This window comes from Streptomyces sp. NPDC001508 (assembly GCF_040298665.1).
In the GTDB taxonomy this organism is placed as follows: domain Bacteria; phylum Actinomycetota; class Actinomycetes; order Streptomycetales; family Streptomycetaceae; genus Streptomyces.
The window spans coordinates 15,308-38,554 of record NZ_JBEPAP010000045.1 but is presented as its reverse complement, the minus strand read 5'-3'; the positions used below and the strand labels follow the sequence as shown (position 1 = coordinate 38,554).

At 72.6% G+C, this 23,247-nt stretch carries 21 protein-coding genes and 2 pseudogenes; 14 read left to right on the top strand and 9 right to left on the bottom strand.

What is annotated here, in order from left to right; genetic code table 11:
* Positions 1–37: 37 nt before the first annotated feature.
* Both ABT245_RS31515 and ABT245_RS31510 read right to left on the bottom strand, forming a co-directional pair.
* Positions 38–688: a DedA family protein gene (locus ABT245_RS31515; protein WP_351740096.1), complete on the bottom strand. Its 651-nt coding sequence runs from the start codon at positions 686–688 to the stop codon at positions 38–40.
* On the bottom strand, positions 685–1,458 hold the full coding sequence (locus tag ABT245_RS31510; RefSeq protein ID WP_351740094.1) for an MBL fold metallo-hydrolase: 774 nt from the start codon (positions 1,456–1,458) through the stop codon (positions 685–687). The genes ABT245_RS31515 and ABT245_RS31510 overlap by 4 nt, the downstream gene beginning before the upstream one ends.
* Positions 1,459–1,542: 84 nt before the next feature.
* Between ABT245_RS31510 and ABT245_RS31505 the strand changes: the two genes are divergently transcribed.
* The 4 genes from ABT245_RS31505 (at position 1,543) to dnaK (ending at position 7,004) form a co-directional block, all read left to right on the top strand.
* Complete coding sequence (locus ABT245_RS31505) at positions 1,543–1,944, top strand: hypothetical protein (RefSeq protein WP_351740092.1); 402 nt, start codon at positions 1,543–1,545, stop codon at positions 1,942–1,944.
* Between the two features lie 109 nt (positions 1,945–2,053).
* Entirely contained in the window at positions 2,054–4,132 is a 2,079-nt protein-coding gene (locus ABT245_RS31500; protein WP_351740089.1) for an alkaline phosphatase family protein, read from the top strand.
* A gap of 440 nt (positions 4,133–4,572) precedes the next feature.
* Complete coding sequence (locus ABT245_RS31495) at positions 4,573–4,998, top strand: OsmC family protein (RefSeq protein ID WP_351740087.1); 426 nt, start codon at positions 4,573–4,575, stop codon at positions 4,996–4,998.
* 134 nt (positions 4,999–5,132) lie between these two features.
* Complete coding sequence (gene dnaK / locus ABT245_RS31490; protein WP_351740085.1) at positions 5,133–7,004, top strand: molecular chaperone DnaK; 1,872 nt, start codon at positions 5,133–5,135, stop codon at positions 7,002–7,004.
* Between the two features lie 258 nt (positions 7,005–7,262).
* Here the strand turns inward: dnaK and ABT245_RS31485 are convergent, their stop codons facing one another.
* Positions 7,263–8,123 (bottom strand): Sco1979 family transcriptional regulator, encoded by an 861-nt coding sequence (locus ABT245_RS31485; RefSeq protein WP_351740083.1) that lies wholly within the window; start codon positions 8,121–8,123, stop codon positions 7,263–7,265.
* A 222-nt stretch (positions 8,124–8,345) separates the two neighbouring features.
* On the opposite strand from ABT245_RS31485, the gene ABT245_RS31480 reads away from it, so the two are divergent.
* From ABT245_RS31480 to ABT245_RS31460, 5 genes and pseudogenes are all read left to right on the top strand, one after another.
* Positions 8,346–8,651, top strand: coding sequence for a 4a-hydroxytetrahydrobiopterin dehydratase (locus ABT245_RS31480; protein ID WP_351740080.1), 306 nt, complete (start codon positions 8,346–8,348; stop codon positions 8,649–8,651).
* A gap of 5 nt (positions 8,652–8,656) precedes the next feature.
* On the top strand, positions 8,657–9,406 hold the full coding sequence (locus ABT245_RS31475; RefSeq protein ID WP_351740078.1) for a class I SAM-dependent methyltransferase: 750 nt from the start codon (positions 8,657–8,659) through the stop codon (positions 9,404–9,406).
* Positions 9,407–9,730: 324 nt separating this feature from the next.
* A pseudogene (locus tag ABT245_RS31470) lies at positions 9,731–9,988 on the top strand (cellulose 1,4-beta-cellobiosidase); the annotation flags it as partial.
* Between the two features lie 164 nt (positions 9,989–10,152).
* A complete protein-coding gene (locus ABT245_RS31465; RefSeq protein ID WP_351740075.1) occupies positions 10,153–11,064 on the top strand; it encodes a class I SAM-dependent methyltransferase in 912 nt (303 codons plus the stop codon).
* A 235-nt stretch (positions 11,065–11,299) separates the two neighbouring features.
* Positions 11,300–11,911 carry a hypothetical protein gene (locus ABT245_RS31460; protein WP_351740073.1) on the top strand — a complete coding sequence of 204 codons (612 nt, stop codon included), beginning with the start codon at positions 11,300–11,302 and terminating at the stop codon, positions 11,909–11,911.
* 272 nt (positions 11,912–12,183) lie between these two features.
* Here the strand turns inward: ABT245_RS31460 and ABT245_RS31455 are convergent, their stop codons facing one another.
* The 3 genes from ABT245_RS31455 to ABT245_RS31445 form a co-directional block, all read right to left on the bottom strand.
* Positions 12,184–13,020: an aldo/keto reductase gene (locus tag ABT245_RS31455; RefSeq protein ID WP_351740071.1), complete on the bottom strand. Its 837-nt coding sequence runs from the start codon at positions 13,018–13,020 to the stop codon at positions 12,184–12,186.
* 175 nt (positions 13,021–13,195) lie between these two features.
* Positions 13,196–15,022 (bottom strand): AMP-dependent synthetase/ligase, encoded by a 1,827-nt coding sequence (locus tag ABT245_RS31450; protein ID WP_351740068.1) that lies wholly within the window; start codon positions 15,020–15,022, stop codon positions 13,196–13,198.
* A 490-nt stretch (positions 15,023–15,512) separates the two neighbouring features.
* Positions 15,513–16,364 (bottom strand): LysR substrate-binding domain-containing protein, encoded by an 852-nt coding sequence (locus ABT245_RS31445; RefSeq protein WP_351740066.1) that lies wholly within the window; start codon positions 16,362–16,364, stop codon positions 15,513–15,515.
* A gap of 181 nt (positions 16,365–16,545) precedes the next feature.
* Here ABT245_RS31445 and ABT245_RS31440 point away from each other — a divergent pair, with 181 nt between their 5' ends.
* The gene (locus tag ABT245_RS31440; RefSeq protein WP_351740189.1) at positions 16,546–17,556 is read left to right on the top strand and encodes a bile acid:sodium symporter family protein; all 1,011 of its coding nucleotides are present in this window, start codon (positions 16,546–16,548) and stop codon (positions 17,554–17,556) included.
* Positions 17,557–17,673: 117 nt separating this feature from the next.
* Here the strand turns inward: ABT245_RS31440 and ABT245_RS31435 are convergent, their stop codons facing one another.
* Positions 17,674–18,393, bottom strand: coding sequence for an SDR family oxidoreductase (locus ABT245_RS31435; protein ID WP_351740063.1), 720 nt, complete (start codon positions 18,391–18,393; stop codon positions 17,674–17,676).
* A gap of 179 nt (positions 18,394–18,572) precedes the next feature.
* On the opposite strand from ABT245_RS31435, the gene ABT245_RS31430 reads away from it, so the two are divergent.
* Entirely contained in the window at positions 18,573–19,388 is an 816-nt protein-coding gene (locus ABT245_RS31430; protein WP_351740061.1) for a LysR family transcriptional regulator, read from the top strand.
* A 124-nt stretch (positions 19,389–19,512) separates the two neighbouring features.
* Here the strand turns inward: ABT245_RS31430 and fdhD are convergent, their stop codons facing one another.
* Both fdhD and ABT245_RS31420 read right to left on the bottom strand, forming a co-directional pair.
* On the bottom strand, positions 19,513–20,400 hold the full coding sequence (gene fdhD, locus ABT245_RS31425; protein ID WP_351740059.1) for a formate dehydrogenase accessory sulfurtransferase FdhD: 888 nt from the start codon (positions 20,398–20,400) through the stop codon (positions 19,513–19,515).
* A gap of 7 nt (positions 20,401–20,407) precedes the next feature.
* Positions 20,408–20,551: pseudogene (locus ABT245_RS31420) on the bottom strand (2Fe-2S iron-sulfur cluster-binding protein); the annotation flags it as partial.
* A 113-nt stretch (positions 20,552–20,664) separates the two neighbouring features.
* Here ABT245_RS31420 and ABT245_RS31415 point away from each other — a divergent pair.
* From ABT245_RS31415 to ABT245_RS31405, 3 genes are all read left to right on the top strand, one after another.
* Positions 20,665–21,999, top strand: coding sequence for an OFA family MFS transporter (locus ABT245_RS31415; RefSeq protein WP_351740056.1), 1,335 nt, complete (start codon positions 20,665–20,667; stop codon positions 21,997–21,999).
* Entirely contained in the window at positions 21,974–22,102 is a 129-nt protein-coding gene (locus ABT245_RS31410) for an MFS transporter small subunit (RefSeq protein WP_351740054.1), read from the top strand. Before ABT245_RS31415 ends, ABT245_RS31410 begins: the two co-directional genes overlap by 26 nt.
* A 137-nt stretch (positions 22,103–22,239) precedes the next feature.
* A complete protein-coding gene (locus ABT245_RS31405) occupies positions 22,240–23,187 on the top strand; it encodes a beta-ketoacyl-ACP synthase III (RefSeq protein WP_351740052.1) in 948 nt (315 codons plus the stop codon).
* Positions 23,188–23,247 lie beyond the last annotated feature (60 nt).

Genomic DNA, 23,247 nt, shown 5'->3' with positions numbered 1-23,247 from the left:
GCCGCGCGGGCACGGCGCCCCGGACCCGGCCGGAGGATTACACGGGGCCGCGGGTGTCCGCCTCGGGCCGGGGCGTTCCGCGTACCCGGCGCCATACACCCGGCGCCGCGCTGATCGCCACGGTCAGCGCGACCGCCGCGACCACGCCCTCCCAGGGCTCGTTGAACAGCGAGCCGCCCAGGATGCCGATCAGCTGGTACGTCACCGCCCAGGCCAGACAGGCCGGCGCATTGCCGCGGGCGAAGCGGCGCAGCGGCCACTGCGCCATCAGACAGGCCAGCATCACCGGTATGCGGCCCGCCGGCACCAGCCGGGACAGCACGAGCACCGTCACCCCGTGGTCGGCCAGCTTCTCCTGAGCCTGGGCCAGCCGGTCCTCGGGGGCCCGCGCCCGGATCGCCTCCAGCCAGCGCGAACCGTTCTTCGAACCCATCCCGCGCCGCCCCAGCCAGTACAGCGCCACATCCCCCAGGTACGCGGCAGCCGACGCCGTCGCGAAGACCAGCGCCAGCGCGAACGGCGCCGTCTGGTGGAAGGCCACCACGGCCGCCGAACTCACCAGCGCCCCGGTCGGCACCACCGGCACCAGGGCGCCGATCAGCACCAGCAGGAACAGCGTCGGATAGCCGATCGCCTGCTGGGTGGACTCCGGCGGCACGTTCGTCGTCGCGGCGGCAAGCCAGCTCACCTCGCGACCTCCAGCCGTACGCTCTCCCCGTGCCCCAGCTTGTGCACCGCCACCTCGGGCGCGAACTCGGCCGCGAGGCGCACGAACTCATCGCCCGGCGCATGGAACTCATGGGGGCGCACGGCGTCCATGCCGATCGGCCAGTACGTCCCGTAGTGCACCGGCACCGCGCTGCGCGGGGCGAGACCGGCCAGCGCCCGCGCGGCCCGCCCGGCGTCCAGATGCCCCTCGCCGAGGTACGGCCCCCAGCCGCCCACCGGCAGCAGGGCTATGTCCACGGGGCCGACCTCATCGGCCATCGAGTCGAACAGCCCGGTGTCCCCGGCGAAGTAGGTGCGGGCCTCGCCCTCGACGACGTAGCCGAGCGCGGGGGAGCGGTGCGGGCCGACCGGCAGCCGCCGGCCGTCGTGCCGCGCGGGCACCGCGCGCACGACGAGGCCGCCGACCGCGATCTCGTCACCGGGCGCCACCTCGGTGACCCGCGGCCCGTCGAGCCGGCGCAGTCCGGGGACCGCGCGGGGCGCGCCGCGGGGCACGAGCAGGAGCGTGCCCGGGGCGAGCCGGGCCAGCGAGGCGAGGTGCAGATGGTCGGCGTGCAGATGCGAGACGAGTGCCACGTCCGCGCGGTGGGCGCCCGGCGGCGGCAGTGCGCCCCGGCGGCGCCGCAGATGCGCGAGCCGGCGCGCGAACAGAGGATCGGTTAGTACACGTGTGTTCGAATCCTCGATCGTGCAGGTGGCGTGACCCCACCAGGTGACCTCCACCGGCACCTTCTTCGCCTCCTTCGTGCGACTCCCCGAAGCCTACGGGCAGGAGTAGGGTCGGCGGGGAAACCCGGAGGTGAGGGGGGCTTCATGGGACCGGTTCGGGTCACGGCGATCGCGAGTCTGACGCCGCTGGAGGAACTGGAGGAGGATCCCTTCCTCGTGGACTCCCGCAGCCAGCACGCGATGTGCGCGCGCTGGGCCGCCGAGCACGGATACGTCGTCGCCAGGGAACTGCTGGTGCGCGGGCTCAGGCCCGACCACGAGGTGCTGTGGGACGGGGTGCGGCGCGGGGTGGACGTGTTCGTGGCGCCGAGCCGCCGGGTGCTGGAGAGCGCACTGTCCTCGGTCGAGCAGTTCACCGCGGAGTGCGCGCGGCGCGGGGTGCGCGTCGAGACCGTGGGCCGGGCCGAACCGCGCTACGACGCGCAGATGAAGGCCCGGGTGCACCGCCGGCTGTCCATGCCCACCGCCGGGTATGACGGCGGATGACCGCAGCGTCGCGCCGTACCCGGCCGCACGCCGCATGGATCTGCCGTATGACAAGGTGGGGCGGAAAGGCCCGCGCCGGCGACGGGCCGGGACGTGAGGTGTACGGGGAGTGCGTGGCGGGCAGTGGCGGCGGATAGCCAGTCAGGTCGGGCGGAGCGCCACGGTGTGGGCGGTCTCCACGCTCACCATGCTGGTGCTCGCCGGGATCCTGCCCGACTTCCAGCTCCAGTCGGCCGACGGCGACAGCGCCACCCGCATCGCCATCACCGCCGCGCTCGGCGCGGGCGCCTTCGGCGTGCTGTCCGCGGTCGTCTGGCCCGTTCTCGTCCGGCTGCTGCTGCTCGTGCCCGCGCTCGTGATCGGGCTGCTCGTCTTCTTCCTCAACGGTTCGCTGCTGCTGGTCGCGCTGCGCATCAACCCCACCGGCCGGGGCGCGGTGGCCCCCGAGACCGCCGTCATCGTGGCCGCCGTGATGTCCGCCGTCGCCTCCGCCACCGGAGCCGCGCTGGCCGTCCGGGACGACGACGCCTACCGGCGCCGCCTCTACCGGCTCGCCGACCGCCGCCGTTCCCGGCCGCCGTGCGCGGCGAGTCCCGGCACCGTCTTCGTACAGCTCGACGGCGTCGGCCACGACGTGCTGACCGCGGCCGTGGGCAACGGGCTGATGCCGACCGTCGGCCGCTGGCTGGGCGCGGGCGACGGGCAGGCCCCCACCCACCGGCTCACCCCCTGGCACACCGACTGGTCCAGCCAGACCGGCGCCAGCCAGCTCGGCATCCTGCACGGCAGTACCTTCGACGTCCCCGCCTTCCGCTGGTACGAGAAGGACCACGGCGAGGTGGTGGTCTGCAACCGGCCGACCAGCGCCGCCGAACTCCAGCGGCGCGCCGTCGAACGCACCGGCGACCGCGGACTGCTCGGCGTGGACGGCGCGAGCCGCGGCAACCTGTTCAGCGGCGGCGCCGACGAACAGGCCCTGGTGCTGTCCATCGCGGCCCGCCGCCGCGGCCGGGAGAACCGCTCCCGGGCCGGTTACTTCGCCTACTTCTCCGACCCGGCCAACGCCGTACGCACCGCGCTGTCCTTCGGCGCGGAGGTCGGCCGCGAGATCGGCCAGTCCACCCGGGCCCGGATCCGCAAGCAGCGGCCACGCGTGGGACGCGGCGGGCTGTACCCGTTCGTGCGCGCCTTCGCCACCGTGGTCGAGCGGGACGTCGTGGTCGCCGCGGTAGTGGGCGACATGCTCGTCGGCCGCACCGCCGTCTACGCCGACCTGGTCGCCTACGACGAGGTGGCCCACCACTCCGGGCCGCACAGCCAGGACGCCGCGAAGGTGCTGCACCGCCTGGACCGCTCGCTCGCGCTGATCGCGAAGGTCGCCGAGCACGCGCCGCGCCCCTACCGGATCGTCGTCCTGTCCGACCACGGCCAGAGCCCCGGCGAGACCTTCCGCGCCCGCTACGGCCTCACCCTCGGCGATCTGGTCCGGGCCGGGTGCGGGCTGCACGTGCCGCGCCGCGCGGAACATACCCACAGCGGCGCGGAGGCGCGCGCGGCCGTGCGTGCGGCCCTGCGCCGGCCGGTCGAGGAGGGCGGCGAGCGGCACGGGCCCGCGCGCCGCCGCTCCGAGCCGATCGTGCTCGCCTCCGGCAACCTCGGCCTGGTCTCCTTCCCGGACGTGCCGCACCGCATGACCAAGGAGGAGATCGACGCCCGCCACCCCGCCCTGCTCGGCACGCTCGCCAACCACCCGGGCATCGGCTTCCTGCTGGTGCGCAGCGCGGAGCACGGCGGGGTGGTCCTCGGCGCGTACGGTGCGCAGATCCCGCTCGACCGGCTCGACGAGGAGCCCGGCCCGCTCGCCCGGTTCGGGCCCGGCGCCGCGGACGCCGTGCGGCGCACCCACGGCTTTCCGCACACCGCCGACATCATGGTCAACTCCGCGTATGATCCGGCCGACGGCGAAGTCCTCGCCTTCGAGGAGCAGATCGGCTCGCACGGCGGGCTCGGCGGCGCCCAGGCCCGGCCGTTCCTGCTGTCGCCCCTCGCGCTGTCCGCGCCGGCCGGCGACGGTCGCGCCCTGGTCGGCGCGGAACGCCTCCACCAGGTGCTGCGCCGCTGGCTGCACGAGTCCAACGGCCCCCAGGTCCCCCTCCCCACGGCAGAGTCCGACCGAAAAGCCGCCTGACCCCCGCGCCCCACCACACCATCCGCCCCCACCCGGACACGGCCCCACCATCGACGCCGGGGGCTGCCGGGCACGAGGCGTCCGGATGGCGGGCCGGGACCCGACCTACCCGGACGCTGCCCCCACCCCGGGGCTGCCGGGGGCGCGGCATCCGGGTAGTCCGCGCCGGGGACCCGGCCCACCCGGGCACCGCTCCCCAACAGCAACGCCGGGGCTGCCGGGGCACGAGCCCTCCGGGCAGCCCGCGCCGGGGATCATCCCCGTCCCTGAACCGGTCGGTGAGCGCGGAGAGTCGAGGTCGCCGGTCGGTGTTCATCTTGTGTGGCAGGGTCTTCGACGTGCGTCGGGCGTGAATGTGATCGGATGGGACCGGAACTCTCCCCCGGCCCGCGCCGGGAAGGGGGCGCCCCTCACCAGGACCACACGCGAAAGGAACAACCGTGGCTACCACACGCACCGCACACACCGTCTGGGAAGGCAACCTGCTTGAGGGCAACGGCGTCGTCACCTTCGACTCCTCCGGCATCGGCGAGCAGCCGGTGTCGTGGCCGTCGCGCGCCGAGCAGGCGAACGGCAGGACCAGCCCGGAGGAGCTGATCGCCGCCGCCCACTCCAGCTGCTTCTCCATGGCGCTGTCGCACGGCCTGGCCGGCGCCGGCACCCCGCCCACCAAGCTCCTCACCTCGGCGGATGTGACCTTCCAGCCGGGTGAGGGCATCACCGGCATCCACCTGACCGTCGAGGGCACGGTCCCCGGTCTCGACAACGACGCCTTCGTCGCCGCCGCCGAGGACGCCAAGAAGAACTGCCCCGTCAGCCAGGCGCTGGCCGGCACGACCATCACGCTGTCGGCGAAGCTCGCCTGACCCACGGCGTGCCACGGTGCCGCGTCCCCACCCGGGGGCGCGGCACCGCCCGTTTCCGGGGTACCCGGCATTGACAACAGCGCACTCAAGTTTTGTGCTGGATTCGGGGCACGCCCGGGCGGAAGGGGACGGAGATGGCACGCGCGGTCGGAATCGATCTCGGTACGACGAACTCGGTGGTGGCCGTCCTGGAAGGCGGTGAGCCCACCGTCGTGGCCAACGCCGAGGGGGCGAGGACCACACCGTCGGTCGTGGCGTTCGCCAAGAACGGCGAGGTGCTGGTCGGCGAGGTCGCCAAACGGCAGGCCGTGACGAACGTGGAGCGCACCGCGCGCTCCGTGAAGCGGCACATGGGCGACGCTGGCTGGCGCTTCCCGGACAGCGGCTCCGTCGACGGCACCCGCTACCGGGCCCAGGAGCTGTCGGCGCGGGTGCTGCAGAAGCTGAAGCGGGACGCCGAGTCCTATCTCGGCGAGGACGTCACGGACGCGGTGATCACCGTGCCGGCGTACTTCGACGACGCACAGCGGCAGGCGACCAAGGAGGCCGGGGAGATCGCCGGCCTGAAGGTGCTGCGGATCATCAACGAGCCGACGGCCGCCGCCCTCGCCTACGGCCTCGACCGCGGCGAGGAGCAGACCGTCCTCGTCTTCGACCTCGGCGGCGGCACCTTCGACGTCTCCCTCCTGGAGATCGGCGACGGCGTCATCGAGGTGAAGGCCACCAACGGGGACACCCAACTCGGCGGCGACGACTGGGACCAGCGGATCGTCGAGTACCTGGTCAAGAAGTTCAAGGCGCAGAACGGCATCGATCTCGCGGCCGACAAGATGGCGTTGCAACGGCTGCGTGAGGGCGCCGAGAAGGCCAAGATCGAACTGTCGTCCTCCTCCGAGACCAGCATCAACCTGCCGTACATCACGGCGTCCGCCGCGGGCCCGCTGCACCTGGAGGAGAAGCTGACCCGCGCCCAGTTCCAGGAACTCACCGCCGATCTGCTCGACCGCTGCAAGACCCCCTTCCACCAGGCGGTCAAGGACGCCGGGGTGAAGCTCTCCGCCATCCACCACGTCATCCTGGTCGGCGGCTCCACCCGGATGCCCGCCGTCACGGACCTGGTCAGGGAACTCACCGGCAAGGACCCGCACAAGGGCGTCAACCCCGACGAGGTGGTGGCGGTCGGCGCCGCCCTCCAGGCCGGGGTGATCCGCGGCGACGTCAAGGACGTGCTCCTGCTGGACGTGACCCCGCTGTCCCTCGGCATCGAGACCAAGGGCGGCATCATGACGAAGCTCATCGAACGCAACACGACCATCCCGACGCGCCGTTCGGAGATCTTCACGACGGCCGCCGACAACCAGCCCTCGGTGGGCATCCAGGTCTACCAGGGCGAGCGGGAGATCGCCGCGTACAACAAGAAGCTGGGTGTCTTCGACCTGACCGGACTGCCGCCCGCCCCGCGCGGAGTGCCGCAGATCGAGGTGGCCTTCGACATCGACGCCAACGGCATCATGCATGTGTCGGCGAAGGACCTGGCCACCGGACGCGAGCAGAAGATGACCGTGACCGGCGGCTCCGCCCTGCCCAAGGACGACATCGACCGCATGATGCGGGAGGCCGAGCAGTACGCCGAGGAGGACCGCAGGCGCCGCGAGGCCGCCGAGACCCGCAACCAGGCCGAACAACTCGTCTACCAGACGGAGAAGTTCATCCGGGACAACCAGGACCGGGTGCCCGCCGACACCAGGGGGGAGGTGGAGACGGCGACGGCGGAGCTGAAGGCCCTGCTGGAACAGAACGCCGACACGGCCGCCCTGCGCGCCGCGGTGGACAAACTGGCCTCGGTCAGCCAGCGGATGGGCCAGTCGATGTACGCGCAGGCCGGGCAGCAGACCCACACGGAGAGCACGCAGAGCACGGGCCGCACCGGTCCGGCGGACGAGGAGGACGTGGTCGACGCGGAGATCGTCGACGACGAACGCGACACCAAGGGCGGCGCCGCCTAGCCCGCCGGGTTCCGCCGACTTCCCAGGCGCTCCCGGCCCCGGCGCTCGGCCCGCGCCAGCTGCCGGGGGTCCCGGCTGGGTCCTGGCTGCAAGGGACGACGTACGGCTGAAACCTAGGGCGGGACTAGGAAGCGCACCCGTTCACGGCGCCCGTACGGGGCGGACCCGCGGGGCTGCCTTCCGTGAGGCCGGTCGCCCGACCGGGCGGCGGCGCGGGCCCCTCGGACCGGGCGGCGGCGCGGCCCCCCCCCGGCCGGCTCAGAGGTTCTCGCGGTAGTCCCGCAGGATCTTCTCGGTGCGCTGGGCGGTCGCGGCGTGCGCCGTCATGTGGTCGAGGACCTCCAGGTGCAGCGAGACCTCCTTGCGGGAGTCCAGGTAGAGGGCTCCGGTCAGATACTCGGTGAACACCATGTCGGGCAGTTCGGGCTCGGCGAACCGGAACAGGGTGAAGGGCGCGTACGTCCCCGGGTGCGGGCCGGACGCGAACTCGGCGAGCTGGAGCGTGACCCGGTCCCGGGCGCAGTACTCCAGCAGCTTGTCCAGTTGCTCGCGCATCACCTCGGCGGGCCCCACCGGCCGCAGCAGCGCCGTCTCGTCCATGATCACCCACAGATGGGGAGGGTCGTCCCGCTCCAGCAGCCGCTGCCGGGTCATCCGCAGGGAGACATGGCGCTCGATGGTGTCCCGCCCGGTGTGGCCGACCGTCCCGGCCTCCATCACGGCGCGCGCGTACCCCTCGGTCTGCAGCAGGCCGGGCACGAAGTGCGGTTCGTAGGAGCGGATGATGCGGGCGGCGCCCTCCAGGCTGACATACATGCTGAACCAGTCCGGCAGCACGTCGTGGAACCGCTGCCACCAGCCCGGCCGGTTGGCCTCCTCGGCCAGCCGGACGAACGTGGCGGCCTCCTGTTCGGGCACGCCGTACGTGGTGAGGAGCACCTGCACATAGGGGATCTTCAGGGCGACCTCGGCCATTTCCATGCGCCGTACGGTCGCCGGCGCCACCCGCAGCACCCGGGCGGCCTGTTCCCGGCCGAGGCCGGCCGCCTCCCGCAGTTCCTGGAGCCGCTTGCCGAGCACCACCTGGCCCACGGTGGGCGCGGGCCGCCGCTCGCTCACCCCACGTCCTCCCCTGCGCGCCGATATGTGCGAGCAGTGTGCCACGCGGCGCCGCCGCGCACACCGGTCCGTCGCGACGGAAGTGTCACACCCCCGGTCGACCCGCCTGGGAAAGCGGGTGTGTATGACCGGTGGCGCAGGTGTGCGGGCTGGGGACGTGGGAGGCTGAAACGGGGGGCCGGGGGGCCGCAACCGTAGGACCGTCATGAAGGGAGCCGGGACATGACTGTCGAAGCGCTGTCGCAGCAGGAGATCGAGGTCCGGCTGGCCGAGTTGCCCGGCTGGTCGCTGGAGGGGGACCGCATCACCCGTTCCTACCGGCTCGGCTCGCATGTCGCCGCCGCCGCGATGGTCGTGCACATCGCCCAGGTCCAGGAGGAGCTGGACCACCACTCAGACCTGACCCTCGGCTACCACTCGGTGTCACTGAGCGTGCACACACACAGCGCGGGCGGCGCCGTCACCGCTAAGGACTTCGCACTCGCCCGCCGGGTGGAGGACCTCGCCCCGGCTCACGGGGCACACTGAACCATGTGCTCGACTACGAGAAGGAAGCCGTCGACTACGACGCGTCGCGCGGCGGCGAGCCAAGGGCGCGGGCGGCGGCCGACACGGTGCTCGGCATGGTGCCGGCGGATGCGGGCCGACTGCTAGACGTGGGCTGCGGGACCGGAACGGTCACCCGGCGGATCGCGGCGGCCCGGCCGGAACTGCAGGTCGTCGGCGCCGATCTGACCCGCGGCATGGCCCGGATGGCCGCCGCCCGGCTGCCCGGCCGCATCCTGCTGGCCGACGCGAGCCGGCTGCCGTTTCCCGACGGCACCTTCGACGCGGTCACCAGCATCTGGCTGCTGCATCTGATGCCGGACGTCGCCGACGCGCGCCGCGTCGTCGCCGAGTGCGCCCGTGTGCTGCGGCCCGGCGGGGTCTATGTCACCACCGTCGACAAGGCCGCCGCGCACGACGTCGGCAGCGACATCGACGCCGTGCTCGCCGCGCGCCCGCGCCGCACGGCCCGGGACGCCGCCGAGGCGGTGGCCGCACACGCCGCCGAGCACGGCCTGCGGCCCGCGGGGCAGGCCGCTTTCCCCGGTGTCGGCCAGGGCCGCAGCCCCCGCGGCACTATCGCCGACCTGCGCCGCGGCTGGTTCACCCTGCTCCCGCCCGGCGACCCGCGCACCGAACGATTCGCCGCCGCCCTCGCCCGCCTGCCGGAACAGGACCGTCCACGCCCCGACCCCCGCTTCACGGTCCGTGCCTTCACCAGGCCACGGGCGGGGTGAGCAGGGCCGCCACCCCGCCCATGACGGTGCGCGGCGCGCAGCGGATTGCGGCCAGGACACCCCTCGCGTTCGCCCCCGCACACCTCGCGAACTGCCGTGACCGGCCGTGGACTTGCAGGCCGACGGGCCGACGCGAACGTGTCGACGGGCGTTCCCGGCGGTGCCCGGTTGGCCAAGAGGCCCGGCAACTTCCTTGCGGACAGCGACGACTGAGGGGAATCCGCGCGTCCGCCCGCCCGTTCCGGGAGACACCACGTGAACCACCCCCACCCTCACCCAGACCTGGCAGCGCTGGCGGAACAGCGGCGACAGCCCCGGCATCGGCTCGGCGAGCGGCCGCGGGTGAGCCCGGCGGGCGGGGGCGACGCCTACGTGTGCCCGGGGGAGTCCGACGGCTCCAGCAGTGCCATCCCGTACGACGAGGGCAAGGGCCTCGACCGCATGTGTGACCCGACGCACCCGGGCAACGCCCGCAACGGCAACAACATGTCGGGCACCCTGCCGAACGCGCCGCTGCCCGGGCACAGGTTCTCCGCCCAGTTCCAGCAGCCGATGCGGAACGCCTGCCCGCCGCTGTCGTGATGTGCTGACGGCCCGTCGGGCCGGTTCCCTCAGGCGACCGGTCCGACGGCACGCGCCCCCGCCCACGCGGCACCGCCCCGGCTTTTTGCCGCACCGGCAACAGGACTGGTCCCGCACGGTACGTCGGGGCAGGCTGGCCGCATCCGGACGAGAGGCTGACCAGCATGGCGCACCGACCCCACGACCACCACGGCCACCCGCGCCCCCACGGGCAGGGGCACGGGCACCAGGTGACCGACCCCGACTGGTCCCAGCTGGCAACGATGCTGGAGACCCAGGCCGAACTGTCCGCACCGGTGTACGAGCAGATCATGGCCTGGCTCGCCCACAAGGTGCCCGCGCCCGGGCTGATCGTCGACGTGGGCAGCGGCCCCGGCGTGGTGTCGTGCCTGTTCGCCGAGGCGTTCCCAGGAACCCGGGTGCTCGCGGTGGACGGATCGGAGCCACTCTTGGCACGGGCCCGCGCCCGGGCCGCCCGGCAGGGCCTCGCCGACCGCCTCGACACCCTGGCCGGCGAACTGCCCGGCGTGCTCGACGAAGTGCCCTACCCGGCCGATCTGTTGTGGGCCGGCCGCAGCCTGCACCACCTCGCCGACCAGCGTGCCGCGCTCGCCGCCTTCGCCGCCCGGCTGGCACCGGGCGGCACGCTGGCCCTGCTGGAGGGCGGCCTGTCCAGCCGGTTCCTGCCGCGGGACATCGGCATCGGCCGGCCCGGACTACAGGCCAGGCTCGACGCGGTGCAGGAGGAGTGGTTCACCCGGATGCGGACCGAACTGCCGGGCAGCGTCGCCGAGACCGAGGACTGGCCGGCCCTGCTGACGGCGGCGGGCCTGAAGCACACCCACACCCGCAGCTTCCTGCTCGACCTGCCCGCACCGGCCTCCGACCAGGCACGCGCCCACGCCGCCGGGAGACTCGGCCGGCTGCGTGACGTCGTCGCCGACAGCATCGACGCCGACGACCGCGCCACCCTCGACCGGCTGCTCGACCCGTCCGACCCCGCGAGCGTCCACCGCCGCCCGGACGTGTTCGTCCTGTCCGCCCAGACGGTCTACACGGCCGTCCGCCCCACCTGAACGCTCCGCTGAACGCGCCGCGATATGCCGCCGCCCGTCCACGGCTGCACCGCCTTCTGTCAGGAAAGTTTCCTTACCAGGTCTCCAAGGCGGCTCTCCTTGGTGCGACCGTGTGTCGCCCGTGCCGTTTGCGGTGGTTGGTCCTGCGGTCAAGACTGGGTCCAGCGGATATGTCCGGATGCTCGGGTGGGGGATTCCCGCGCCATTGCCTGGCTTTCCGTGGAGGTGAGGCGTCATGTTCGTTCGCACGGTGTACGCGACCGGAGACCCCACGAAGACGGACGCGGCCATTCGCGCCCTCAACACGGTGGGGCGGGATCTGCTCGCGGATCGCCCCGGCTACCGCGGGGCGGGCGTCTTCGTGGACCGGGAACTCGGCAAGCTGCTCTCGGCCAGCTGGTGGGTCTCCGCGGCCGACCGGCACAACAGCGACGAGGTGATGCGCGTGAAGCGGGCCGCGCTCCTGGAGCCGTTCGCGGGCACCGTGACGGTCGACAACTACGAGGTGGCGGCCCTCCATGTGCTCCAGCACCCCCGGGTGGGCGGCGGACTGCGTGTCACCAGGCTGGAGTTCGACCCCGCCGACACGGACCTGCTCACCGATGTCTTCCGGGCATCGCTGATGCCGCGGCTCGAAGCGGCACGTGGTGTCGCCGGCGCGTCCCTGTTCGTGGACCGGGAGCGTGGACGAGGCATGGTCGGCACGCTGTTCGTCGACCGCGACGCGCTGGCCGCGTCCCGGTCGGGCCATGCGGTCGCCCGGCACGAGGGCGTGGCCAAGGCGCATGCGGCCGTGACCGCGCTGGAGGAGTTCGAGGTCGTGCACGCGGACGTGCGGCGCGACTGACCGCCCCGCGGCCCGCGTCGCCCTGCGACACCCGTGCGTCCTGCGGCACCCGCGCGTCCTGTGGCACCCGCGCGTCCTGTGGCACCCGCGCGTCCTGCGGCCCGCATACGTCGTGCGGCACGCGTGCGTCGTGCGGCACCCCGCGTTCCGCGGCACGCGTACGTACTGTGGCACCCGCGCGTCCTGCGGCACCCGTGGGCCCCGCGGCACCCGTGGGCCCCGCGGCGCGGTGAGTGCGTCGCGGGGCGTACGGAACGTTCGGTTCGGGGGGCTCAGCGGACGTCGAACGTCGCCGGGTCCGGGCCAATCCTGCGGTCCTCGTTGAGCGCGCCGATCGCCGCGAGGTCCTCGGCGTCCAGGCTGAAGTCGAAGACCTCGATGTTCTCTTTGATCCGGGACGGCGTCACGGACTTCGGGATCACGATGCTGCCCAGCTGGATGTGCCAGCGCAGCACCACCTGGGCCGGAGTGCGGTTGTGTTTCTGCGCGACGGCCACGATCGCCGGCACCCCCAGCAGGCCCTTGCCCTGACCGAGCGGCGACCACGCCTCGGTGGCGATGCCCTGCTCCGCGTGGTACTCACGGGCCGCGTGCTGCTGCAACTGCGGGTGGAGTTCGATCTGGTTGACCGCGGGGATGACCGACGTCTCGGCGATCAGCCGCTCCAGGTGCCCGGGCAGGAAGTTGGAGACGCCGATGGCCCGGACGCGGCCGTCGGCGTACAGCTTCTCGAAGGCCTTGTAGGAATCGGTGGACGCGCCGCGGGACGGCAGCGGCCAGTGGATCAGATACAGGTCGAGGTAGTCCAGGCCCAGCTTCTCCAACGAGGCGTCGAAAGCGCGCAGCGTCGCGTCGTACCCCTGGTCGGCGTTCCAGAGCTTGGTGGTGACGAAGATGTCCTCGCGGGGCAGTCCGGAGGCGGCGACCGCCCGGCCGGTGCCCTCTTCGTTGCCGTAGATCGCCGCTGTGTCGATGCTGCGGTACCCGGCCTCGAGCGCCGTGGCGACGACCTGCTCGGCCTCGTCGTCCGGCACCTGCCACACGCCGAAGCCCAGCTGGGGCATCTCGACGCCGTTGTTGAGGATGATCGGGGGGACCTTGCTGCTCACGAGCTCTTGATCCTTCGGTTGCGGACAGGTGATACCACCATCGTCAACGATCACCACCCGTCGTGCATTCCTGACCATGAAATACGCCGGAACTGACCGGAGAGCCGACTCCGGTGGCGAAGAATGACCGGCCATGCACGGATCCGACCGTGGTCCGCGGTCGCTCGGGGCGCGGTCAGGCGCGGTACAGGGCCTCCACCTCGCTCGCGTACACGTTCTCGATCGCCTTGCGCTTCAGCTTCAACGACGGCGTCAGCAGACCCTGTTCCTCGGTGAACGGCTGGGCCAGGATGCGGAACGTGCGGATCGACTCCGCCTGCGACACCAGGGTGTTGGCGGCCACCACCGCGCGCCGCACCTCGGTCTCCAGATCGGGGTCGCGGACCAGTTGGGCCGACGTCATCCGCGGTTTGCCGCGCATGGTCAGCCAGTGCTCGATCGCCTCGTGGTCGAGGGTGACCAGCGCGGCGACGTACGGGCGGTCGTTGCCGACCACGATGCACTGGTTGACCAGCGGATGGTCACGGACGCGCTCCTCCAGCACTCCGGGGGACACGCTCTTGCCGCCGGAGGTCACCAGGATCTCCTTCTTGCGGCCGGTGATGGTCAGATAGCCGTCCTCGTCCAGGGCGCCCAGGTCGCCGGTGGCCAGCCAGCCGTCGTGCAGCGCCTCGTCGGTGGCCTTCTGGTTGTTGAGGTAGCCCCGGAAGACGTTGGCGCCGTGCAGCCAGATCTCCCCGTCGTCCGCGATGTGCACCGTCACACCCGGGATGGCCTGGCCGACGCTGCCGTACCGGGTGCGTTCGGGCGGGTTGGCGGTGGCGGCGGCCGTCGACTCCGTGAGGCCGTAGCCCTCGTAGATCTGCACGCCCGCGCCCGCGAAGAACAGCCCGAGCCTGCGGTCCATGGCCGAACCACCGGACATCGCGTTGCGGAGCCGGCCGCCCATGGCCGAACGGACCTTGGCGTAGACGACCTTGTCGAAGAACTGGTGCTGCATACGCAGCCCCGCCGAGGGGCCGGGCCCGATGCCCCAGGCCTTCGCCTCCACCGCGTCCGCGTACCGCACCGCGACGTCGACGGCCTTCTCGAACGCCCCGGCCTTGCCCTCCTTCTCCGCCTTGCGCCGGGCCGAGTTGAACACCTTCTCGAAGATGTACGGCACGGCGAGGATGAACGTCGGCCGGAAGGCCTGCAGATCGGGCAGCAGCGCGGCGGCGTTGAGCTGCGGCTGGTGCCCGAAGCGCACCCCGCCGCGGATCGCGGCGACCTCCACCATCCGTCCGAAGACATGCGCGAGCGGCAGGAACAGCAGGGTCGCCGCCTCGTCGCCCTTCCTGGAGTGGAACACCGGCTCCCAGCGCTCGATGACCGTGTCCGCCTCGAACATGAAGTTGCCGTGCGTGATGAGACAGCCCTTGGGGCGGCCCGTCGTCCCCGAGGTGTAGATGATCGTGGCGACCGAGTCCGGGGTGACGGCCCGGCGGTGCCGGTGCACCATCTCGTCGTCGAGGTGCGCGCCGGCGTCGTACAGCTCCTGCACGATGCCCGCGTCCAGCTGCCACAGCTGGCGCAGCTGCGGAAGCCGGCCGATGACGGTGGCGATCGTCATGGCGTGGTCCTCGTGCTCGACGACCGCCGCGGACACCTCGGCGTCGTACAGCATCCAGAAGCACTGCTCGGCCGAGGAGGTGGGGTAGACCGGCACCACCTGCGCGCCGATGGTCCACAGCGCGTAGTCGAAGAGGGTCCACTCGTAGCGGGTACGGGACACGATGGCGACCCGGTCACCGAAGCGGACGCCGCGCGCGAGCAGGCCCTTGGCGAGGGCCAGGACCTCGTCGCGGAACTCGGCGGAGGTCACGTCCCGCCACTGGCCCTGCTCGTCCTTGCGGCCGAGGGCGAGATGGAGCGGGTCCCGGACGGCACGCTCGAAGACGACGTCGGCCAGACCGCCCACCGGTGGTGCCGACGCCGACGGAGGGTTGGTGAACTCGCGCAAACCCCGCTCCCGCTCTTCGGTGGCACTCCGCACAGCGCCGTGAAAGCTACCCCACCCATGGAGGGGGCGGGCAGGGGTGCAAAACCGCCCAATCCCCGCATACGACCTGGCGGCCGGCCGAAAATTTCGCCCACACGGGGAACGTCCGGACAGAACTGCCTACGGTTCAGTAAGTTACGGCCCGCAATCTCCACCGAATCTGTACGCCCCACCCACTGCGCCCCACAGCACACGCGGAGGGGCCCGCACGGGGCGCGGGCTGTACCAATGTGCGGCTCGATGGCACCCGATTGGGGCGCGGGAAACTACGCGACCGGCCACGACGGCGTCGCGGTCGCCCATGGCGCGGCGGCGCACGGCCGGGAACGCGGGCGGGACCTGCCACGACGGTGTCGCGGTCGCCCATGGTGCGGCGGCGCACGGCCGGGAACGCGGGCGGGACCTGCCACGACGGCGTCGCGGATGAACCGCCGCGCGTATCCCGGCCGCCCTAGCGGAGCGCTCCCGTGAGGATGGCCGCCGCCAGCGCCCGCGCCGCGTTCCGGGCCGGCGTCGGGTGCTGGCCGTGGACCAGGACGAAGTCGACCTCGCCCAGCTCCGGCAGGCCCGCCCGGTCCGGCACCCGGAACAGTCCGGGCGGCACCAGCCCGCGTGAGTGCGCCATCACGCCGAGCCCGGCGCGGGCCGCCGCGATGAGGCCGTTGAGGCTGCCGCTGGTGCACACGATGCGCCACGGACGGCCCTGCCGCTCCAGCGCCTCCAGGGCCAGCGCCCGGGTGATGCCGGGCGGCGGGAACACGATGAGCGGCACCGGGCGGTCCGGGTCCAGGCGGAGCCGCTCCGCGCCGATCCACACCAGGTCGTCGTGCCAGACGAGTTCGCCGCGCGGGTCCTCGGGCCGCCGCTTGGCCAGCACCAGGTCCAGCTTGCCCGCGGCCAGCTGTTCGTGCAGCGTGCCGGACAGTTCGACGGTCAGTTCCAGGTCCACCTCGGGATGGTCGTACCGGAAGCCTTCCAGGATCTGCGGCAGCCGGGTCAGTACGAAGTCCTCCGAGGCGCCGAACCGCAGCCGGCCGCGCACCCGTGTGCCGGTGAAGAACGCCGTCGCCTGCTCGTGCACCTCCAGGATCCGGCGCGCGAACCCGAGCATGGCCTCGCCGTCCTCGGTCAGCTCCACGGAGTGGGTGTCACGGCTGAACAGCTGGCGCCCCGCGGCGCCCTCCAGCCGCCGCACATGCTGACTGACGGTGGACTGGCGCAGGCCAAGCCGCCGGGCGGCCTGTGTGAAGCTGAGCGTCTGGGCCACGGCGAGAAACGTCCGCAGCTGGGAGGGGTCGTACACACCCCCAGGCTATCGCGTGACGTGATGACAGTGAGAACCGTATGCCTGATTCCCGATCACCGGTCCGAGGAGGACGATGAAGAAGGGCCGCACGGGCCCAGCACCACCCGGACACATCGCACGACGAACCCTGACGCACAGCAAGTGGAGCACCGTGAAACGCCTGCACTGGCCGAGCTGGATGCCCATCGACCCGTACATCCTGCTCCTGCTCGGGACGGTGGGCCTCGCCGCGCTGCTGCCCGCCCGGGACACGGCCGCCGACGTGGCGTCCGGTGCCGCCACGGCCGCGATCGCCTTCCTCTTCTTCCTGTACGGCGCCCGCCTGTCCACCCGTGAGGCACTTGACGGGCTGCGCCACTGGCGGCTCCATGTCACCGTTCTGGCCTGCACCTTCGTGCTGTTCCCGGTGCTCGGCCTGGCCGCCCGCGCTCTGGTGCCGGTGCTGCTGACCCACCCCCTCTACCAGGGCCTGCTGTTTCTCACCCTGGTGCCGTCGACGGTCCAGTCGTCCATCGCGTTCACCTCGATCGCCCGCGGCAATGTGCCCGCCGCGATCTGCGCGGGCTCCTTCTCCTCGCTGGTCGGCATCGTGCTGACCCCGCTGCTGGCGGCGGCGCTGCTCGGCAACAGCGGCGGCGGGTTCTCCGCCGACTCACTGATCAAGATCGTGCTCCAGTTGCTGGTGCCGTTCCTCGCCGGACAGCTGCTGCGCCGGTGGGTGGGCGGCTTCATCGCCCGGCACAAGAGGGTGCTCGCACTGGTCGACCGCGGCTCGATCCTGCTCGTCGTCTACACCGCGTTCAGCGAGGGCATGGTCCAGGGGATCTGGCACCAGGTCAGTCCCGCCCGGCTGGCCGGGCTGCTCGCCGTCGAGGCCGCCCTGCTCGCCGTGATGCTCGCCCTGACCTGGTACGGCGCCAAGGCGCTGCGGTTCCCCCGCGGGGACCGGATCACGATCCAGTTCGCCGGCTCCAAGAAGTCTTTGGCCTCCGGGCTGCCCATGGCGAGCGTCCTGTTCGGCGCGCACGCCTCCCTGGCGGTGCTGCCCCTGATGCTCTTCCACCAGATGCAGCTGATGGTCTGCGCGGTCATCGCCAAGCGCCGGGCGCGCGACCCCGAGGAGGCGGCCACCGCCGCACCGGCCGTGGCGACGCCCGCCGCGGCCGGCACGGGGACACGTCCGCGCTGACGCCCGCCGCCCGGTTCAGGTGCGCCCGGCAGGGCCGGTCACCCGGTCAGGGGGCAGCCACAGCCGGTCGCACGGTTCCCCGCGCCCCTTCGGGCTCGGGCCCGGCCGGCCGGTGACTCAGACGAGCAGTCCGCCGCCGTCCACGACCACCACCGAGCCGGTGCTGTACCCGCCGCGCATCAGATACAGATACGCCTCGGCGACGTCCTGCGGGGTGCCGACCCGGCCGACGGGCAGCGCGGCGGCGCTCGACTCGAACAACCCGGCGCGGTCCTCCTCGGACATCTCCCGCCACAGCTCGGTACGCACCACGCCGGGGGAGACCACGTTCACCCGGAGCGGGGCCAGTTCCAGGGCCAGCGCCCGGGTCAGCGACTCCATCGCGCCGCACAGGCTCGCCGCGACGCTGGTGCCCGGCAGCGGCCGACGGCCCGCCGTCCCGGTGGTCAGCACCACGGAACCGCCCTCGCGGATCACGGGCGCCGCGTACTTGACGGCCGCGTACGCGCCCCACAGCCGGGTGTCGAGGAACCGTCTGGCCTGAGCCAGGTCCACCTCCGCGACACCCGCCATGAGCAGGGACTCCCCGGCCGTGTAGACGAGGTGGTCGAAGGCGCCGATCCGCTCGAAGAAGGCGCGCACCGCCGTCTCGTCCGTCGCGTCGAGCGGCTGGCCCTCGGCACTGGACGGCAGCCGCCGCAGCGCGGCGTCCACGCTCTCCTGCCGCCGGGAGGCGACCACGACGGCGGCCCCGTCCCGCGCCGCGGCCTCGGCGACCGCGAAGCCGATGCCCGACGTACCCCCGACGACCACGACCCGCTGTCCTCGCAGACTCATACCCCTGTCCCTTTCCGCCGTTGTCCGTTGTTCCGTTGTTCCGTTGCTGGGTTCCGTCGCTGTGCCGTACCGGTCCGACGGCTCCAGCCTCCGCCCGCGGGCCCCTCGCCGTCCAAGACCCCTTCCGGGCGTGGCGATACTCTGAGGGCATCGCCACCGCGACGGCGGAAGGGACGGCCATGGACCTCGACCTGCGGAAGGTCCGCTACTTCACGGCGGTCGCCGAACAGCTGCACTTCGGGCGGGCGGCCGAGCGCCTGCACATCACCCAGCCCGTGCTGAGCCGCCAGATCCGGGCCCTGGAGAAGGACCTGGACGCCACCCTCTTCGAGCGGGACAGCCACGGTGTGACCCTCACCCCGGCGGGCCGCCAACTCCTCGACGACGCACGTCAGTTGCTGGCCGCTGCGGGCGCCACCCGGCGCCGGGTGCGCAAGGCCGCGCGCGGACCGCGGCGGCTGGTCGTCGGCTTCCGGGCGGGCGTGGTGGTCACCCCCGTGCTGCGCGCCTTCGGCGCCGCCCACCCCGATGTGGCGGTGCACGCCCGCCGTGTCGAATGGGACGACCAGGAACGGCTGCTGCTGGACGGCACGGTCGACCTGGCCTATGTGCGCCGGCCGATCCACGAGCGGGGTCTCACCCTGCTGCCGCTGTTCACCGAGGACCGGGTGGCGATGCTGCCGGCGCAGCACCGGCTCGCCGGCGAGCGGGACCTCGCCCTCGCCGACCTGGCGGGGGAGCGATGGCTGCGCTACGTCGACCCGCTCCCCGACGACGTGCCGATCCGCACCGTCGAGGAGAAGTTCGAGTGCGTGGCGGCGGGCACCGGCATCACCCTCGTGCCGGCGTCGGTCGCCGAGCAGTACTCACGGCCCGACATCGCGTATGTGCCCGTGCGCGACGCCGAGCCGGACCAGGTGTTCCTCGCCTGGGCGGCGAGCCAGCGCTCACCGCTGATCGCCGAGTTCGCCCGGACGGCGCGGGAGCGCGCCTGAGACGAGCGGGCGGCGGGGCACGGCGGGGCCCCCGCGGCACAGGGGGCGCTCCCCGCCGGTCGTGGCGCCGCCGTCATGTCGCGGTCAGACGGTGTCAGCCCTGGACGGCCGTGGTCAGACGGTGTCAGCCCTGGGCGGCCGAGGTCCGCAGGGCGACGCGGTCCTGCCCCGCGTAGACGTTCATGGAGCTGCCCCGCAGGAAACCCACCAGGGTCAGTCCCGTTTCGGCGGCCAGGTCCACCGCCAGCGACGACGGCGCCGAGACCGCGGCCAGCACCGGGATGCCCGCCATCACGGCCTTCTGCGCCAGCTCGAAGGAGGCCCGGCCCGAGACCAGCAGCACCGAACGGGACAGCGGCAGGGAACCGCTCTGCAGCGCGCGGCCGACCAGTTTGTCGACCGCGTTGTGCCGGCCCACGTCCTCCCGTACGTCCAGCAGCTCCCCGTCCTCGGAGAACAGGGCCGCCGCGTGCAGCCCCCCGGTCCGGTCGAAGACCCGCTGGGCGGCGCGCAGCCGGTCGGGGAGGCTCGCGAGCAGCTCGGGGCCCACCCGGACCGGGGGAGTGTCGGCTATCGGCCAGCGGGCCGTCGTACGCACCGCGTCCAGGCTGGCCTTGCCGCACAGCCCGCACGACGAGGTCGTGTACACGTTCCGTTCCAGCGTGATGTCGGGCAGCACGACGTCCGGCGCGGTCTTCACGTCCACCACGTTGTAGGTGTTCCAGCCTCCCCCACGTCCTCGACTGCGCTCGGACAGGGAGGTGCCCCCATCTGTTGCCCCCCCGCAGTACACGATGTTCTGCACATCGGCGGCGCCGGCCAGGACGCCCTCGCTGACCAGGAACCCGGCGGCCAGCGCGAAGTCGTCGCCGGGCGTGCGCATGGTGATGGCGAGGGGCTTGCCGTCGAGTCTGATCTCCAGCGGCTCCTCGGCGACGAGCGTGTCCGGCCGGGTGCTGACCGCCCCGTCGCGGATCCGGAGCACCTTGCGTCGTTCCGTGACTCGTCCCATGTCGCGATCAGCTCCGGTTCTGTACGTGCTGGTAGCCGAAGCGGCCCTTGATACAGATCTCATTGTCCTGCACGTGCAGGGTGGGATTGCAGCCTACTCCGCGGTGGGCGCACACCGTCGTCGTCTCGGTCTGCGCCGACTCGTCCCCAGTACGGGGCCGGCAAGGGGCCCGGCGACCGTTCATCGCAGGGCGCATACCGCTCATCGCATACGATCGACCCGACGCCTTCTCAACCGCCCCGCGCCTCCCTATCGTGCGCGATCATGAGTCCCCCACTCGCGCCGCCGGGGTGGAGCCGCTGGCTCGTCCCGCCCGCCGCGCTCTCCGTCCACCTCTCCATCGGCCAGGCCTACGCCTGGAGCGTGTTCAAGCCGTCCCTGGAATCCGCGCTCCACCTCGACGGCACCCAGAGCGCGCTGCCCTTCCAGCTCGCGATCGTGATGCTCGGGCTGTCGGCCGCGTTCGGCGGCACCCTCGTCGAACGCAACGGACCGCGCTGGGCGATGACCGTGGCCCTCGGCTGTTTCTCCTCGGGCTTCCTGATCTCCGCCCTCGGCGCCTGGAGCGAGCAGTACTGGCTGATCGTCCTCGGCTACGGCTTCGTCGGCGGCATCGGCCTGGGCATCGGCTACATCTCGCCCGTCTCCACCCTGATCAAGTGGTTCCCGGACCGGCCCGGCATGGCCACCGGCATCGCCATCATGGGCTTCGGCGGCGGCGCGCTGATCGCCTCACCCTGGTCGGCACAGATGCTGGACTCCTTCGGCACCGGCCCCTCGGGGATCGCGCTCGCCTTCCTCGTGCACGGGCTGTCGTACGCGGTGTTCATGGCGCTCGGCGTGTTCCTCGTCCGGGTGCCCCGCGGCACCGACCGCGCCGCGCCGGCCGGCCGGCCGAGCGCCGCCGACGGCGTCCGGGTGTCGGCCCGCAGCGCCGTGCGCACCCCGCAGTTCTGGTGCCTGTGGGTCGTGCTCTGCACCAACGTGACCGCCGGCATCGGCATCCTGGAGAAGGCCGCGCCGATGATCACCGACTTCTTCGCGGACTCCGGCGCGCCCGTCGCGGCGTCCGCCGCGGCCGGGTTCGTCGCGCTGCTGTCCGCGGCCAACATGGCGGGCCGCATCGGCTGGTCCTCCACCTCCGACCTGATCGGACGCAAGAACATCTACCGCGTCTACCTGGGTGTCGGCGCGCTGATGTACCTGACGATCGCCCTGTTCGGGGACTCTGCGAAACCGCTGTTCGTGGTGTGCGCGCTGGTCATCCTCTCCTTCTACGGCGGCGGATTCGCGACCGTTCCCGCCTATCTGAAGGACCTGTTCGGCACCTACCAGGTGGGCGCCATCCACGGCCGGCTGCTCACCGCCTGGTCCACCGCGGGCGTACTCGGCCCGCTGATCGTCAACTGGATCGCCGACCGGCAGGAGGAGGCCGGCCGGCACGGCTCGGCCCTGTACGGTCTGTCCTTCGCCATCATGATCGGGCTGCTGCTCGTCGGCTTCGTCGCCAACGAACTCATCCGCCCCGTCCACGCCCGCCACCATGTGCCCGCGCCGCCGAAGGAGGCCGCCGATGTCCGGCGAGAGCAGTCCGCCTAGCCGCCGTGGCCTGATCGCCTTCGCCTGGGTGTGGGTGGGGGCGCCCCTCGGCTACGGGCTGTACGAACTGGTCCAGAAGGCGACGCAGTTGTTCACGGGATGACAGCCGGGGCGTCCGAGGTCCTGACCGAAGCCGACAACACGGGCGCCCGAATCCTGTGGCCTTACCTGCCGACATACCCGCGAGTCACTGAACACACTGGTGAATCCCGCTGCCCGTGCCCACAAGGGGGATCCCAGATGAACGGCTCACGCATCGTCGCCGTCGGCCACTACCAGCCCGCCAAGGTACTCACCAACGAGGACCTGGCGGGCCTGGTCGACACCAGTGACGAGTGGATCCGGTCCCGGGTGGGCATCAGGACCCGGCACATCGCCGGACCCGAGGAACCCGTGGACGAGCTGGCCGCTGAGGCCGCCGCCAAGGCGCTCGCCGCGGCGGGCCTCGCCGCCGACGCCATCGACCTGGTCGTGGTCGCCACCTCCACCGCCGTCGACCGCTCCCCGAACACCGCCGCCCGGGTCGCCGCCCGGCTCGGCATTCCACGGCCCGCCGCCCTGGACATCAACGTGGTGTGCGCCGGCTTCACCCATGCGCTGGCCACCGCCGACCACACCGTCCGCGCGGGCGCCGCGAGCCGGGCGCTGGTCATCGGCGCCGACAAGATGTCCGAGGTGACCGACTGGACCGACCGCACCACCTGCGTCCTGGTCGGCGACGGGGCGGGGGCCGCGGTCGTCGAGGCGTGCGCGCCCGGGGAGGAGCCCGGGATCGGGCCGGTGCTGTGGGGCTCGGTGCCGGAGATGGGGCACGCCGTGCGGATCGAGGGCACGCCGCCGCGGTTCGCCCAGGAGGGCCAGAGCGTCTACCGCTGGGCGACCACCCAGCTGCCGCCGCTGGCCCGCCGCGCCTGCGAGAAGGCCGGGCTCGCCCCCGAGGACCTCGCCGCTGTCGTGCTGCACCAGGCCAATCTGCGCATCATCGAACCCCTCGCGGAGAAGATCGGCGCGGCGCGTGCCGTGGTCGCCCGGGACGTCACCGAGTCCGGCAACACCTCCGCGGCCAGCATCCCGCTGGCGCTGTCCAAGCTGGTCGAGCGGGGCGAGGTCGGTGCCGGCGACCCGGTGCTGCTGTTCGGCTTCGGCGGCAACCTGTCGTACGCCGGGCAGGTCGTGCGGTGCCCCTGAGCCGCGGGGCGGGCCGGTGCGGGGTCGCTGCCCGCGATGCGAGGCGGTCAACTGCCGCTT

Bases quoted from the DNA above. Each gene is read 5' to 3' on its own strand.
- dnaK (WP_351740085.1), top strand. From the start codon at position 5,133: ATGGCACGCGCGGTCGGAATCGATCTCGGTACGACGAACTCGGTGGTG.
- ABT245_RS31430 (WP_351740061.1), top strand. From the start codon at position 18,573: ATGGACCTCGACCTGCGGAAGGTCCGCTACTTCACGGCGGTCGCCGAA.
- ABT245_RS31415 (WP_351740056.1), top strand. From the start codon at position 20,665: ATGAGTCCCCCACTCGCGCCGCCGGGGTGGAGCCGCTGGCTCGTCCCG.
- ABT245_RS31410 (WP_351740054.1), top strand. From the start codon at position 21,974: ATGTCCGGCGAGAGCAGTCCGCCTAGCCGCCGTGGCCTGATCGCCTTC.
- ABT245_RS31480 (WP_351740080.1), top strand. From the start codon at position 8,346: ATGACTGTCGAAGCGCTGTCGCAGCAGGAGATCGAGGTCCGGCTGGCC.
- ABT245_RS31435 (WP_351740063.1), bottom strand. From the start codon at position 18,393: ATGAGTCTGCGAGGACAGCGGGTCGTGGTCGTCGGGGGTACGTCGGGC.
- ABT245_RS31440 (WP_351740189.1), top strand. From the start codon at position 16,546: ATGCCCATCGACCCGTACATCCTGCTCCTGCTCGGGACGGTGGGCCTC.
- fdhD (WP_351740059.1), bottom strand. From the start codon at position 20,400: ATGGGACGAGTCACGGAACGACGCAAGGTGCTCCGGATCCGCGACGGG.
- ABT245_RS31505 (WP_351740092.1), top strand. From the start codon at position 1,543: ATGGGACCGGTTCGGGTCACGGCGATCGCGAGTCTGACGCCGCTGGAG.
- ABT245_RS31405 (WP_351740052.1), top strand. From the start codon at position 22,240: ATGAACGGCTCACGCATCGTCGCCGTCGGCCACTACCAGCCCGCCAAG.
- ABT245_RS31465 (WP_351740075.1), top strand. From the start codon at position 10,153: ATGGCGCACCGACCCCACGACCACCACGGCCACCCGCGCCCCCACGGG.
- ABT245_RS31460 (WP_351740073.1), top strand. From the start codon at position 11,300: ATGTTCGTTCGCACGGTGTACGCGACCGGAGACCCCACGAAGACGGAC.